We start from the raw sequence: 14,704 nt of genomic DNA, 5'->3' as shown, positions 1-14,704 counted from the left end.
GAAGCTAACAGGTCCCGCCGACAAACGCGGCCTCAACCGCCCCTCTGGTGCATGACGCAAACAAGGAGTAATGACTTAGCCTGGATTCGGTATCACGAGTACGCATGGGGGAGCGGCCTCATGAACGTCGGCCGGGGCACTCTCGGGGTGATCGCCGGTGTGCTGATGGTGGTGCTCGCCACCGTCGGCCACGTGCTCTCCCCGCCGGCCTTCGATCCCCCACCTATGTCCGCTTCGCCCCAGTTTCGTGACTTACCTCCTCAGCCCGCCGCCGAGGCGCGGCCGGTCACCCGCACCGACCGGTTCCGTACCGAGACACTGCTCGTTCCGGCGCAGAACGAGACGCTGAAGGCGACGATCAGGACGCCCCTGTCCCCCGGGCGCCACCCCGCGATGGTGTTCGTGCAGGGCTCGGGGTCGGGCGACGGCGGTGAGTTCACCCAGCAGGCCGAGTGGCTGGCCCGGGCGGGCGTCGTGACGCTGGCCTACGACAAGCGGACGGTGGGCTACTCCTTCCGCAGCCGCGACTTCGGCCTGCTCGCCGACGACGCCCTGCGCATGCTGAAGGTGCTGCGCGGGCGGCCCGACGTCGACCCGGCGCGAGCCGGCCTGTGGGGCGTCAGCGAGGGCGGCTGGGTCGTCCCGATCGCCGCCGAGCGCGATCCGCAGGCCGCGTTCGTCGTCCTGGTCTCCTCTCCGAACGTCTCACCGCTGCGCCAGGTCGCCTGGGCGCTGAACGAGCAACTGCTGCGCCTGCACGCCCCGACCGGCGTACGCGACCTGCTCACCCGGGCGATGGGCGGGGTCGGCTTCGACTTCCTGCGCTACGACGGGGCGCCGGCCCTGCGCGGGATCACCCAGCCCGTCCTCGCGCTGTACGGCACCGACGACCCGTCCATCCCGTTCGTGGAGAGCACCGAGGCGCTCACCGGCGCCCTGGCCGAGGGCGGCAACACCGACTACACGATCCGCTTCCTCGCCGGGGCCGACCACGCCATGCGGATCCGCGGCGGGCGGTTCGCGGCGGACTACCTGCCCACGCTGGTCAACTGGATGAAGGACCTGCCGCGCACGGCGAGGCCCCCGGTGGCGATCGCGGGGGCGACGCCGGTGCAGCGCTTCGAGGCGGCCGACGTGCCGGCCGCGCCGTGGTGGGGGGACAGCACGTTCCTGTGGCTCGCGCTGTGCCTGGCCGCGGTGGGCTACGTCGCGGCGCCGGTGACCGAGATGGTCGTCCGGCTGCGCGGGCGCGACCTGCGGCTGCAGGCCAGGGTGGAGGTCAACGTGCAGCTGTGGCCGGCCATCCGGCGGCGGCTGCGCCGGATGGCCTGGACCGGCCTCGGGGAGCTCGCCGCCGTCCTGGCGTTCATCACGCTCATCGTGCTGTTCTCGGTCAACCAGGCCGGTGCGTGGCCCGCCGTGCAGGCCGGATGGCTGGTCGTGCGCCTGCTCGCCATCCTGATGCTCGTGCAGACGGTCACGACGTTCGCGGCGGTGATCGGCGGCCTGCGGGACGGCTGGGAGCCGACGCTCTGGCAGAGGAGCGTGCTCGCCGGCGTGCTCGGCGGGACCGCGCTGCTGCTGCTGACCGCCGCCTACTACGGCCTGTTCGCCTTCCCCTGGTAGGTCATGCCCTCGGTCGAGCCTCGGTCAAATCCGGGTATGAACTGCTCCGGCTCGGGGCGGTCACGAGTTTTCCGCGGCCGGTGTCGCTTCAATTGACGCGTGGTCACCCCTGATCTGGCGCCTCGGAACGGTGCCCCGCCGGCGACGCGTCGCAGCGGGCCGGTGTTCGGAGCCGCCGCGCTCATCGGCTGGGTGGCGCTGTCGGCGGTGCTGCCCGGCGCGGCGCACCTGCGGGCGGGCCGGTGGCGCACCGGGCTGCTCCTGCTCGGCGGCTACCTGACCGGAGTCGTCGCCATCGCGTGCGTGGCCGTCGGCGCGGACGCGGGCCTCGCCGGGCGCGCGCTGGGCTGGCTGGGCCAGATCTCACTGGTGTTCGCGGCCTGTGCCGTCGCCTGGTTCTGGCTGGTCGTCCGCTCGTACGTCGTCCTGCGTCCCGGACGGCTGCCCCGCAAGGGGCAGATCATCACCGGGCTGGTCGCGGGCGTGCTCGCGGTCGTCGTCGCGGCGCCGTTCGCGGTCGCCGCCCGGTATGTCCGCGTGTCCGAGCAGACCATCGACGCGATGTTCGCCGCGCCGGGCGGGACCGCCCAAGCAGGCGGCGCCGTACGCCGGGACGACCCGTGGGCGGGCCGCGACCGGGTCAACGTGCTCCTGCTCGGCGGCGACTGGGGCGACAACCGGATCGGGATGCGCACCGACAGCATCAACGTCGCCAGCGTGGACGTGCGGACCGGCAACACCGTGCTGCTCGGCCTGCCGCGCAACCTGGAGCACGTCCGCTTTCCCCCGGGCAGCGCCATGGCCGCCCGGTTCCCCTTCGGTTTCCAGCTTCCGGAGTATCGCCCCGGCTGGCGCGAGGACCTGCTGTTCTCGGTGTGGCAGTACGCCGACGACCATCCCGAGCTGTTCGGCGGGCGGCGGCACATGGGCGCCGAGGTCCTCAAGGAGACGGTCGGCCACATTCTGGGCCTGCGGATCGACTGGTACGCCCTGGTCAACATCTGGGGCTTCGCGAAGATGATCGACGCCCTCGGCGGGCTCGTGGTGGCGGTGGACCGCGACATCGTGTACGGCCTGCACAACGAGGGCACCGTCAGGGCGGGCATCCGGCGGTTGAACGGCGACGAGGCGTTGTGGTACGCCCGCTCCCGCACCTTCAGCGACGACTTCGACCGGATGCACCGGCAGCGCTGTGTCCTCGGGGCCCTGCTCTCCCAGGCCGACCCGGCCACGGTGCTGACGCGGTTCACCGAGATCGCGGCGGCCACGCGCAGGATGATCAGCACCGACGTGCCCCGGCCCATGCTGGAGCACCTGGTGCCGCTGGCCTGGAAGGTGAAGCACGCTCCGATCACCAGCCTGCAGTTCGTGCCGCCCCTGATCAACACCGCCTATCCCGACTGGGACCGGATCCGGCTGCTCACGGCCAAGGCGATCCGCGCCTCGGTCCACGCCTCGGCTGACGCGTCTGGCAACGCGTCGGGCAACGCCCAGGCCGGCCCTTCCGGCACGCCGTCCGGCTCCTCGCCCGCGCCCTCGACTGCTCTGCGGCCGCACCGGCACCGGCACTCCCTGCCGTCGCCGTCCCCCACGCCGGTGCTCTCGCCGGGGACGCCCAGCCCGATCGACGACGGCTGCGGGGCGCCGCACACGGCGATGGCGCGCTGAGCCCGTCTACTCTCGCCGGCGCCGGTGACCGCGCGAGTCCCGGTGACCGTACGAGTGCCGGTGACCGCGCGCGAGTGCCGACTGCGGACGCCGGGCCGGCCTGCGCCGGGAGGCTCGGCTACGTCACCGCTGTCAGACGCGGAACGACTCGCGGGCCATGCGGCGCACCCGGTCCTCGTCCACCGTGTGCCCGAGACCGGGCTGGGTGAGCGGCACGGCGACGACCCCGCCGGACGCGCCGACCGGCGGCAGCACCACCTGGGCGCTTCGCGGCGGCTCGGCCACGTCGCTGGGCAGGGAGCAGCCGGGCAGGCTGGCGACGGCGACCGTCGCGGCCCGGGCCAGCCCCGCGCCGAGGCCGCCCGCGCAGACGATGTCCCACCCGGCCTCCACCGCGCGGTCGTGCGCGAGCCGTACGGCGCCGAGCGAGCCGAACTTCGCGGGACGCAGCAGCAGTGCCCGGCCCGCCTTGAGGCTCACCGCCTCGTCGAGCTCGGACACGGAGGTCACCTCGACCGCGACCGAGGCCGACACCCGGTCCTGCAGGTCGGCGCTGGTCAGCAGGTCCTTGAAGGGGCGTTCGATCGCCACCACCCCGTAGGCGTCCAGCGCCTCCAGCTGCGCGATCTCCGTGTAGGCGCCGCGCCCGTCCACCGCGATGGCCAGGCCGGGATAGGCGGCGCGCACGGCGCGCAGCGGCTCGACGTCCCAGCCGGGATGGACGTCGAGCGTGACGTGGCCGTAGCCCGCGCACACGTGCCGGTTCACCCGGGCGACCATGCTCTCAAGCGAGCGGTCAGCCGTCAGCCTGACGGTCGCGATCAGCGACGTGCGGCTGCCGCCGAGGGCGTGGGAGAGCGGGACGCCGTTCATGCGACCCCACAGGTCCCAGCACGCCATGTCGCCGGCCGCGCCACCGGGGATCTCCCCCAGCTCCGAGGGGTGCTCCCAGTCGAGGCCGATGAGCGCGGGCACGCCCCGCTCCAGCGGGCCGGCCTCGGCCGGATCGACGGCCTCGCCCCAGCCGACCATGCCGCCGTAGTCCGTGATCTTTATCAGGACGGTCTCCGGACGCCTGCCGTACGGCAGGGTCATCCGGAAGACCTCCAGCTCTCGGACACGCGGCACTCGGATCCCCTCGTCTCTTCCCCCGGATCCCGCCGAAGGCCGTCCCGGCGGCGCCTCGGGTGCGCTGCGTCCGGCCGGCCTGGTCCACGGCGGGATCTCCGGGATTTCCTAGACCTCCATGGTGCCCGCTTCGCGGCGGTGCTCGAAACGGCCGCCCACGACAGTGGCCATGCCCGCCATGACGACGAGCAGACCCAGGCACGTCACGTAGACCCACGGCCGGCCCCCGTACGCGGCGAACACGGCCCCCGTGACCGCGACGGCGACGACGGAGAAGACCGACTCCCCGATGCTCAGCGACGCGCTGTTGCGGCCCTCCTCCCCCGGCGCGGACAGCTCCAGGACCAGCACCGACAACGTCGGGAAGACCATTCCGATGCCCAGGCCCGCCACCACCCAGCCCGCGAAGACCACGACGGCCGGCGTGGCCGGAATGACGATCAGAGCGGTGACGCAGATGCCGGTGGCGATCAGCGTCGCGCCGACGCGGATGGTCAGCGCACGCGCGTGGGGCCTGCGGCCCTGAATCCACGAGCCGAGCGACCAGGCGAGGGCCCCTCCGGTGAGCGCGAGCCCGGCCTCGGCCGTGTTCAGGTCCCGCTCCTGCACCAGCATCAGCGGGACGAACACCTCGGCGGCAAAGAACGATCCGGCCGCCAGGCCGCGCAGCGCGATGACGGTGGGCAGCCCGCGGGCCGCGCGCAGCGTCCCCTTGGGCAGCAGTCTCGGCAGCGCCAGCGCGAGGATCACCACGCCGGCGACCGCCAGGACGATCCCCGCACCCGCCGCGCCGCTGCCGTACTGCAGCAGGGCCGCGCCGATCGCGGCGCACACGCCCCAGGCGAACCGGGGCAGGAAGGCCCGGCCCATCGCCTCTCTCGGCTGCCCGGTCATGGCGGGCAGTCCCCGCCACATGATCAGCGCGGCGGGGACCGACAGCACCGCCACGCCCAGGAAGATCAAGCGCCAGTTCCAGGTCTCCGCCACGAAGCCGGTGACGGCCGGGCCGACCACGGACGGCAGCACCCACGCCGCGGCCAGCGCGGAGAACACCCGCGGGTGCATGGCGGAGGGGTACGCCTGGGCGACGAGGACGTACAGGGCCACGTTGAACATGCCGCCGCCGAGGCCCTGGAGGAAGCGCCCGACGAGGAAGACCTCCATGTCGGGCGCGAACCCGGAGACGGCCAGCCCGGCGACGAATCCCGCCACTCCCGTCCACAGGGCGGGGAACGGCCCCCGTGCGTCGCTCCAGCGCCCGCCGACCACCGTGGCGATGATGGTGGCCGCCATGCCGCCGCTGAACGCGAGGCCGTACAGGTGGTAGCCGTTCAGCTCCCGGCCGATCAGGGGCATCGCGGTGGCCACCGCCAGATACTCGAACGCCACGAGCATCACCAGGGCCACGATCCCGACGCTCAGGGCACGGTAACGCTGGCTGAAGACGGCTGGAGCGGTCATTACCGAAGACATATTGCGGACATTACAAATCACCGTCCTGGCGTGTAAACGCGACCTTGGTCGTAGGTCCGGCGCTCGATGGCGGCGGCCATCAGGTCGGGAAAGGCGTCCGGTGTGCAGGCGAAGGCCGGCACGCCCATCGCGGCCAGCGCCGCCGCGTTGTCGTGGTCGTACTGCGGCGTCCCCTCGTCCGACAGCGCGAGCAGCACGATCACCTGGACCCCGGCGGCGGTCATCGTGGCGATCCTGCGCAGCATCTGCTCCCGCGGCCCGCCCTCGTAGAGGTCGCTGACCAGCAGGAAGATCGTGTCGGCCGGCCGGGTGACGAGGTTCTGGCAGTAGGCCACCGCCCGGTTGACGTCGGTGCCGCCGCCGAGCTGGGTGCCGAACAGCACATCGACGGGGTCGCCCAGCCGGTCGGTCAGATCGGCCACGGCCGTGTCGAACGCCACGAACGAGGTCCTGAGCGAGCGCATCGAGGCGAGCACCGCGGCGAAGACGCCCGCGTACACCACCGAGGCGGCCATCGAACCGCTCTGGTCGACGGCCAGCACGACCTCCCGCTGGACGGCCCGCTGCCCCCGCGCGTACCCGACCAGCCGAGACGGCACGACGGTCTTCCGCTCGGGGAGGTAGTTGCGCAGGTTCGCCCGGATCGTACGGTTCCAGTCGACCTCGGCCGCCCTCCTCGGCCGGTGGGTCCTCGCCGAGCGGTCGAGCGCGCCGCTTACGGCCGTCAGGGTGCGCCGCGTGAGCCGCGCCTCCAGCTCCCGCACGACCGTGCGGACGACGGCCCTGGCCGACTCGCGGGCCCGCTCCGGCAGCAGCCTGCCCAACGACAGCAGCGTCCCCACCAGGTGCACGTCGGGCTCGACGGCCTCCAGCATCTCGGGCTCCAGCAGCAGCCGGGTCAGGTCGAGCCGCTCGACGGCGTCCTTCTGCATGACCTGCACGACGCCCGCGGGGAAGTACTCCCTGATGTCCCCCAGCCATCGGGCCACCCGCGGCGCGGACGCGCCGAGGCCGGCGCCGCGCCGTTCCTGCCCGTCGTAGAGGGCCGTGAGGGCGGCGTCCATCCGGGCGTCCGCGCCCTCCAGGGTCCCCTCGGCCGCGCCACCCAGCACCAGCCGCCAGCGGCGCAGCCGCTCGTCCTCGCCGTCCATCAGGGCCTCCCGCCCGTCCCTCGTCCCAGGATGTCGCGCACGGTCCGCACGGCCCCCGCCGCCAGCCCGTCGTCGTAGTCCGCCCCCTCGTCAGCGCCCGGCGAACCGGGACGCGGGACGGCGCCGGAGCGGATCCGCCCGCCGATCATCCGCCGTTCCGGCGCCGGGAACGCGCCGAACGTGCGCCGCAGCAACGGCAGCACGTCCACGAACGCCTCGGGTGACAGACCGGTGAGCCAGGCGTCGACGGTGGCGAGCAGGCGCGAATCGTGGACGAGCAGCAGGCCGCCCCCGGACAGGAAGCCCTCCATCCAGGCCGCCGACCAGGCCGGGGGGTTGCCGGGTGACATCGACCGCGCCATGCGGGCGGCCACGTCGTCCTCCAGCGCCTCGGCGTCGAACAGGATCCGCACGATCCGGCCGTCGAGCAGCCCCGGAAGGTCGTCGCGCCGGGCGATCCCGGCCAGCGTCGCGAGCCACCGGCCGCTCCCCATCAACCCGGCCGCCGTGTGGACGCCGTCCATCAGCGCCGCCATCTCGCGGGCCGCGTCCTCGTCCAGCCCTGTGAAGGCGGGGGACAGCCCGGCGCAGATCCGCGCGAGCATCGACTCGGTGACGCTCCCGAGCCCCTCGGTGCCGCGCACGTCCCCGTACCGGCGGGCCCGCACGAGCGCGGGCAGCGCCCCCATGAGATGGCGCACCTCGCCGTCGAGCGCCGCCCGGTCATCGATCCGCCCCAGGACGTACGCCAGCGCGTCCGGCAGGTGGGCGAGCAGGCAGCGCTCGACCAGCGCGGACAGCTCGGGCAGGCCGGCGCCGCCCGCGAGGTCGCGGACGCGTGCCGACGCCGCCGCCTCGACCGTGATCCCCCACACGGCGGCCTCGATGAGGGCCACGTCGAGCTCGGGACGCCACTCCAGCGACCACGACTCCTTGAACGTCCCCTTGCTCCGGGCCCGCCGCGGCGTCCCCCAGGGCACGTCCAGCAGGGCGAGCCGTTGCAGCAGCCGGCTTCGGCCGAGGTCGAGCGGCCTGCGCAGGTCGAGGTCGTGCTCCCCGGCCATGGCCTCGGGCTTCATGCGCAGCCGCCGCTGCTCGTCGCGCAGGTCCCGCCGCAGCGGCACCATCGGCGTGGCGTCCGGCACCCGCCCGAGCCGCTCCCCCACGACCATCCGCCGCCGGACCAGCTCGACCGGCAGCTCGTCGCCGCCGCACAGCACCGCCCTGACCGCCTCGGTGACCTCCGACAGCCCGGCGAGCGGCCTGCCGCGCAGCGCCGCCAGCGCCTCCGCCAGCCGTACGGCCTCGATGACGTGCGCGGAGGAGACCGGCAGATCCTCCTCCCGCAGGATCGCGGCGGCCCGGGCGAGCCAGCGCTCCACCGGGTGGTCGGGCGCCGTGAACAGGTGCTCGTACCACCCGGGCGCGGCGACGCCCGCGCCGTAGCCCGCCCCCGCGGCGAGCCGTCCGTGGGTCCACGGCACCCACGTCATCTCGACCCTGACCTTGGGCAGGCCGCGCAGCAGCCGCTCGTCCTCGGCCGGGGTGGGCGCTCGTACGGGCCCGTCCGGCGCGTCCGGGCGTGACCCGGCGGGCGGGCCGCTCCGGCGGGCGCGGCCTCCGGGCGAGGGCAGCACGGGCGCGGGCAGGGTCAGGACAGGCGGGGACAGCGCGGGCAGATGCCAGGCGCCGCAGACCACCGCGATCCGGGCGAAGCCCTCTCGCGCCGCGTTCCGCAGCGTTCTGCGCATGTACGCCTCACGCCGGGCCTCGGCGCCTTCCGCGACGTGCCCCTCGCGCACGGCCCGCATCGCCTCGGCGACCACGTCGAGCGTCCCGGCCTCGCCCCGGTGCTCGACCAGGTCCTCCCACCACCGCTCCGGATCGTCGTACCCGGCCGCGCGGGCGAGCTCGCCGATGGGATCGCGACGTACGGGGTCGGCGTCGAGCGCGAGGCTGTGCGCGGCGGGCAGGTCGCAGAACCGCGCTTCGACGCCCGCCCTGGCCGCGTAGGCGATGGCCTGCCACTCCGGCGAGAACTCCGCGAACGGCCAGAAGGCGGCCCGCGACGGCTCCCCCGGCACGTACGCCAGCAGCGCGACGGGCGGGCGCATGCCGGGGTCGGCGGCGAGCGCCACCAGGCCGTCGGCCTCGGGCGGGCCCTCGACGAGCACCAGATCGGGCCTGATCCTGTTCAGCTCGTCACGCACGGCCCTGGCCGATCCCGGCCCGTGGTGCCGCACCCCCAGCACCGACAGTCGCGGCACCGGCAAATCTGGCACGGGCGAACCCGGCACCGGCACCTCCGACACGGGCAAACCTGGCGCGGGCGAACCCTGCGCGGGCAAACCCGGTACGGGCGAACCCGGCGCGGGCACCTCCGGCACCGGCGACCCGGGCCCGGACGACGCGCCGGCGGCGATCTCAGCCGGCATCGCGGCAGGCCCGGTAGAAGTCGCGCCAGTCGTCGCGGTCGCGGACGACCGTCTCCAGATACTCCTGCCAGACCACGCGGTCGGACACCGGGTCCTGGACCACCGCCCCCACGATGCCGCCCGCGATATCGGCCGGGCGCAGCACGCCGTCCCCGAAGTGGGCGGCGAGCACGATCCCGTTGGTGACGACGGAGATGGCCTCCGCCGTGCTGAGCGTGCCGCTGGGCGACTTGACCTTGGTCCGCCCGTCGGAGGTCACACCCGCGCGCAGCTCCCGGAAGACCGTCACCACGCGGCGGATCTCCTCCAGCCCGGTCACGGTCTCCGGCAGCTCCAGGGCGCGGCCGAGCTGCCTCACGCGGCGGGCCACGATGCCGACCTCCTCCTCCGTGGTGGCGGGGACCGGCAGCACGACGGTGTTGAACCGCCTGCGCAGCGCGCTCGACAGGTCGTTGACCCCGCGGTCGCGGTCGTTGGCGGTGGCGATGACGTTGAAGCCCCTGGCCGCCTGCACCTCCTCCCCCAGCTCCGGAATCGGCAGCGTCTTCTCCGACAGCACGGTGATCAGGGCGTCCTGGACGTCGGACGGCATGCGGGTGAGCTCCTCGACCCGGGCCAGCCGTCCCTCCGCCATCGCGCGCATGACCGGGCTCGGCGTCAGCGCTCCGCGGGAAGGGCCCTCCGACAGCAGCCGCGCGTAGTTCCACCCGTAGCGGATGGCCTCCTCCGCCGTGCCGGCGGTGCCCTGCACGAGCAGGGTCGAGTCGCCGCTGATCGCCGCGGCGAGATGCTCGGACAGCCAGGTCTTGGCCGTGCCGGGCACGCCGAGCAGCAGCAGCGCCCTGTCGGTGGCGAGCGTCGCCACCGCGACCTCGACGATCCTGCGCGGGCCGATGTATTTCGGCGTGATCCGGCCGCCGTCCCCCAGCACGTAGGTCGTCACCGCCCAGGGCGACAGCCGCCAGCCCGGCGGGCGTGGCCGGTCGTCGGTCTTCGCGAGGATCACCAACTCGTCGGCGAACTGGTCCTCCGCGTGCGGGCGCAGAACGCTGGTCATGCGAGCTCCTTGAGCATGTCGAAGCGGAACCGCAGGGTCGCGGCCAGTTCGGGGACCTCCCCGGCGTGCTCGTGCATCGCGGGGTCGAACCGCTCCCCCGCCAGCCGGATCAGCTCGCCGGCGTTCCACGGCTGCGTCCGCGTGGTCTCGACGATCTTCTTGAGCACGGTCCTCGCGAGCCGGTGCCCCCACGGCCGCGGCACGCCGCCCAGCATCATGACCATCTGGCCGTCCACCGGTTGGCCGGCCACCAGCTCGGCGGCCCGGTGGGACCGCTCCTCCGGCGGGAGCACGGTCAGCAGGTCGGTCAGGGGTTCGGCCGCGAACAGGGCACGCGCCCACGCCGCGTCCCGCTGCAGGATGGCGGCCCTGGTCCAGCCCATGCGGACCTCCCGCTCCCAGTCGCCGACCCGGGCCCCCGCGATCTCGTCCGGCGGCATGCCGAGGTGACCCGGCCAGAACGACAGCGGCGTGTGCGACACCACCTGCTGTAGCCACCAGCCCCGCGTCTCCATTCCGGCGGGTGGCCGCGCCCTGACGCCGTCGCGCTCCATCGCGGCGTCGCAGGCCGGTGGCGGCTCCGCCCGGAGCCCGGAGCCGTGCCTGGTCACGAAACGGCGTGCCCGTGCCGTCATGCGGAGGGCCAGCCGCGAGCGCGGCAGGCGGGTGAGGAGGTCGGCGGCGGCCTGCCGCGCCTCGCGGCGCCGGTCGTCGAGCACCGCCTCCAGGAACGGCTCGTCGGCCATGCCGAGGCCGTCGGCGAGGATCGTCACGAAGGCGGCCCGGTCCTCCGGCGTCTCCGCGCTCCAGCCGCGTTCGAGCAGCTCCCGCGCGGCAGCGGGGTCGCGGCGCCGCAACGCGGCGAGGAAGGCACGCCTGTCGCCGCTCGTGCCGAGCTCCCATACCTCGTCGGGCGGCACGTGCGCCGGCTCCGCCAGCAGGTAGGCCCAGTCGGAGTTGAGACCGGCGAGCCAGCGGCCCCGGGCTCCGGCGACCGCCCCCAGGCAGGCGCGGATCGACCGGTCCCGCGCCCCGAGGTCGAGCAGCCCGGGAATCATCTCGGCCGGGACCCGCACCCGCCGCGCGGCCGCCGTCTCCAGCCACTCGGTCAGCAGCCTGCCCTGCTCACCCGCGAGCATCCGGGCCAGCCGGTCCGCGGCGGCCCCGGGCACGAGCGGCAGCGTCTCCGCCGCCGCGGGAGCCGGCGGCCTGCCCCTGCCCGGCCGCCGGCCCGCGCGCATCCGGACCGCCTGCTCGGCGGCCTGCTCCAGAAGGCTCTCCGGCGGGACGGCGCGGCGGTCGGCACCGACCAGCGCGGTGGACACCAGGTCCTCCCACGAAATTCGCCCGGCCTCCCCTCCGCCGGAGACGGCCCGCGTCATAACCGCACCACCCCGCCGTCCTCGTTCCACGCCGTCAGCGGGAGCAGCCCGCGCGGGGTCCATTCGGCGGCGACCGTCACCGGCCGTCCGCCGGAGACGGCCAGCAGCCGCCACGGGACGCCCGCGGACGGATGCAGCGGCAGCGCGTTCCCCTCGTCGTCCGCCAGCGCGTCCGGGCAGGGGACGACTCCGTCGAGCACCAGCGGCCAGGAATCGGTCCAGGGATCGGCCGCGAGCACCTCCGCGATCAGCGCGGGCACCTGGGAGACCTTCGTCCCCGGGGGCGGCCCCGCCTCGACGAGGCCCCGCCGCTCGGCGACCAGGGCGCGCAGCGGCGCCGCCCCCGGATAGAAGACCACGTCGGCGTCGATCGACGCGCCCGGCGGCGGAAAGGACTCCAGCGGCTGCCCGGCGGGCGAGAACGACAGCACCATCGCCAGGCGGCCCGTCGTCCGCCCCGCCAGCCACACGCGCCGGGCGAGCAGCCGGTCCTGCTCCTCGTCCCGGCGGCCGACGACATCCCAGTGGTCCCGCACGGCCGGGGTGGCCAGGACGGACTCCCTGGTGACAGGGAAGCCGACCCGCGCCCGCACGGTCTGCCGCAACGGCTCGGGCAGCGCGGCGGCACGGCGATGGGCGACCGCGAGCAGATGAAGCAGCGCGTACTCCCCGAGCAGAAGGCCCGGCCAGTCCTCCGCGCCGAGCACCCGTGGGAGCCGGCTGACCGTCCCCGCCACACCCGGCGCCTGCGCGTCGACCAGCCGCCTGGCGAGATCGTCCCAGTCGGACGGCCCCGTCTGCCGTGCCTGCGCGATCCCCTGCCCGATCTGGTCGGCCAGCCACCGCTCCAGCTCCGACAGACCCGCGGCGACCCTGCTCTCCCGCTGCTCTGCCTGGGTGCGCCCGGGCACCGAACGTCCCCCCGTGCCTGCGCCGGCCGTCCCATCGGGAGCCGCCGCCGGCACCTGCTCCCGGCTCCGCCGTTCCATCACGCGCCGCAGACTAACCACGCGCTCCGACAATTAGGCGCGCTCGTGAAGTCGGGCCAGCTCACGATCCGGGAAGACGGCGTCCGGCGTGCACCGGTGTCCGGCTCCCGGCTCCCGGCTCTCGGTCTCGGCGCTCGGCTCTCGGCTCTCGGCTCTCGGCGCTCGCGCTCGCGCTCGGCGGAAATGTCGGCGACGTCTGGCAGGGTCGGGCCCATGAGCGAGATTCCCGAGGCCAACTACTCGAAGAAGTGGGACGACGACTCCCGGTCCACCCCTCCCCTCGTCGGCGACGAGCGGGAGATCCTCACGGCCTTCCTCGACTGGCACCGCGAGACGTTCGCGCTGAAGTGCTCGGGTCTTCCCAAGGATCGGCTGTCGGACAAGGGGGCGCCGCCGTCCGGGCTCAGTCTCCACGGGATCCTCCGGCACCTCGGGAGCGTGGAGCGGTGGTGGTTCCGCATCCAGTTCGCCGGTGAGGACGTCCCGCTCCTGTATTACTCGGACGACGACCCCGACCAGGACTTCGAGGATCTGGACGGGGACGTCGAGGAGGCGTTCGCCGTGTGGCGGACGGAGTGCGAGCGTTCCCGCGAAATCGTCGCCGCCGCCCGCTCACTGGACGAGACCGGTGTCCACCGCGCCACCGGGCAGCCGATCTCGCTGCGCCGCATCCTGGTCGGCATGATCGCCGAGTACGCGCGTCACAACGGGCACGCCGACCTGCTCCGCGAGCGGATCGACGGCGCCACCGGCCACTGAGGACAGAGCCGGGCGGTCACCGGCGCTTGCCGGGTGTCAGGCGCGGCGGGCCGCCCACACGGTGCGCTCGGTGCGTACGGCGAGATCATCGCGGCGCAGAATGCTGTTCGGGCTGTTGGTGTCCAGGAGCTCGTCGAGTGCGGCGAGGTCCTCGGGGCTGAGGGCGGGTGCGGCGACACGGCGGATGCGCCGCAGGCCGCCCACGGCGTAGCGGCCGATCGCCTCGCTGCGCCCACCTTCGATGTTGACGATGATGGTGCGTTCGTCCTCGACGGTGAAACCGGCGGCTGTCAACATCGGGCCCCAGTCGGCGCCGCGGTGCGGAACGTGCTCGGCGTGGAAGCTGTCGGTCGCGGCATGGGCGCGCTCTTCGAGTCCGGGCTGGCTCTCAGGGGCGTGGGCGGGCAGGAAGCGGGGGAAATCCGCGAGCTCGACGACGGCGAACAGGCCGCCGGGGGCGAGCAGGTCGTGGACGCTCGCGAGGGCGCGGCCGGGGTCGGCCATGTGGTGCATCGAGGCCGAGGCCCACACCAGATCCGGCGTGCCGAGGTCGGGCCAGTGGTTGGCGTCGAGGTCGGCCTGCACAGTCCGTACGCGCTCCTCGACTCCGCGGGCGCATGCCTTCTCGCGCAGGAGCCGGAGGTGCCCGGCCGAGCTGTCGACAGCCGTGACGTGCGCGTCGGGGAAGCGCTCGAGGAGCGCGAAGGTGCCCGCACCGGTGCCGCAGCCCAGGTCCACGATCTGGCGCGGCTCGCTCTTCAGCGGCAGCCAGGCGGTGATGGACGCTATGTGCTCGGCGAGCACCTCGGCATCCAGGTCGAGGATCTCCGCCTGCTCGCCATCGCTGTGCTCTTGGTGGCCGCCGTGGCGGTGGTCAGGGTGGGGGTCAGGGTGGGGGCCGGGGTGGTGGCTCGGGTGGTGGCCGCCTTCGCCACTGTGGGCGGTGTGCTGGTGCGTTTGGGGCATGGCGACACCGTAAGCCCGTCATGCGCATACCGCACGACTGCTTGCGGAACACGCAAGAAGGTGGCGTGGT

At 74.1% G+C, this 14,704-nt stretch carries 11 protein-coding genes; 3 read left to right on the top strand and 8 right to left on the bottom strand.

Annotated features, from left to right (window positions below):
- Window positions 1-120: 120 nt before the first annotated feature.
- Window positions 121-1,626, top strand: coding sequence for an alpha/beta hydrolase family protein (locus tag FLX07_RS10770; RefSeq protein WP_142570205.1), 1,506 nt, complete (start codon window positions 121-123; stop codon window positions 1,624-1,626).
- A 99-nt stretch (window positions 1,627-1,725) separates the two neighbouring features.
- Window positions 1,726-3,294 carry an LCP family glycopolymer transferase gene (locus FLX07_RS10765; protein ID WP_142570203.1) on the top strand — a complete coding sequence of 523 codons (1,569 nt, stop codon included), beginning with the start codon at window positions 1,726-1,728 and terminating at the stop codon, window positions 3,292-3,294.
- Between the two features lie 132 nt (window positions 3,295-3,426).
- Here FLX07_RS10765 and FLX07_RS10760 read toward each other — a convergent pair whose 3' ends face one another.
- The 7 genes from FLX07_RS10760 to FLX07_RS10735 all read right to left on the bottom strand — a co-directional run bounded on the left by FLX07_RS10760 (window position 3,427) and on the right by FLX07_RS10735 (window position 12,909).
- Window positions 3,427-4,422, bottom strand: a complete 996-nt coding sequence (locus tag FLX07_RS10760; protein ID WP_142570201.1) for an enolase C-terminal domain-like protein — start codon at window positions 4,420-4,422, stop codon at window positions 3,427-3,429.
- A 108-nt stretch (window positions 4,423-4,530) separates the two neighbouring features.
- The gene (locus tag FLX07_RS10755; RefSeq protein WP_223853262.1) at window positions 4,531-5,883 is read right to left on the bottom strand and encodes an MFS transporter; all 1,353 of its coding nucleotides are present in this window, start codon (window positions 5,881-5,883) and stop codon (window positions 4,531-4,533) included.
- Between the two features lie 29 nt (window positions 5,884-5,912).
- On the bottom strand, window positions 5,913-7,046 hold the full coding sequence (locus FLX07_RS10750; RefSeq protein ID WP_142570197.1) for a VWA domain-containing protein: 1,134 nt from the start codon (window positions 7,044-7,046) through the stop codon (window positions 5,913-5,915).
- Complete coding sequence (locus FLX07_RS10745) at window positions 7,046-9,328, bottom strand: DUF5682 family protein (RefSeq protein ID WP_229689669.1); 2,283 nt, start codon at window positions 9,326-9,328, stop codon at window positions 7,046-7,048. The genes FLX07_RS10750 and FLX07_RS10745 overlap by 1 nt, the downstream gene beginning before the upstream one ends.
- A 142-nt stretch (window positions 9,329-9,470) precedes the next feature.
- Window positions 9,471-10,538: an ATP-binding protein gene (locus tag FLX07_RS10740; protein WP_189104964.1), complete on the bottom strand. Its 1,068-nt coding sequence runs from the start codon at window positions 10,536-10,538 to the stop codon at window positions 9,471-9,473.
- Window positions 10,535-11,920: a DUF5691 domain-containing protein gene (locus FLX07_RS36975; protein WP_189104963.1), complete on the bottom strand. Its 1,386-nt coding sequence runs from the start codon at window positions 11,918-11,920 to the stop codon at window positions 10,535-10,537. Before FLX07_RS36975 ends, FLX07_RS10740 begins: the two co-directional genes overlap by 4 nt.
- Window positions 11,917-12,909 (bottom strand): SWIM zinc finger family protein, encoded by a 993-nt coding sequence (locus tag FLX07_RS10735; RefSeq protein WP_223853298.1) that lies wholly within the window; start codon window positions 12,907-12,909, stop codon window positions 11,917-11,919. Before FLX07_RS10735 ends, FLX07_RS36975 begins: the two co-directional genes overlap by 4 nt.
- Window positions 12,910-13,122: 213 nt before the next feature.
- On the opposite strand from FLX07_RS10735, the gene FLX07_RS10730 reads away from it, so the two are divergent.
- Complete coding sequence (locus FLX07_RS10730; protein ID WP_142570191.1) at window positions 13,123-13,668, top strand: DinB family protein; 546 nt, start codon at window positions 13,123-13,125, stop codon at window positions 13,666-13,668.
- 36 nt (window positions 13,669-13,704) lie between these two features.
- Here FLX07_RS10730 and FLX07_RS10725 read toward each other — a convergent pair whose 3' ends face one another.
- Complete coding sequence (locus FLX07_RS10725; protein WP_142570189.1) at window positions 13,705-14,634, bottom strand: class I SAM-dependent methyltransferase; 930 nt, start codon at window positions 14,632-14,634, stop codon at window positions 13,705-13,707.
- Window positions 14,635-14,704 lie beyond the last annotated feature (70 nt).

Source organism: Microbispora bryophytorum, from assembly GCF_006874465.1.
Lineage (GTDB): Bacteria > Actinomycetota > Actinomycetes > Streptosporangiales > Streptosporangiaceae > Microbispora > Microbispora bryophytorum.
The sequence above is the reverse complement of the archived record's forward strand: the minus strand, read 5'-3'. Positions and strand labels throughout refer to the sequence as shown.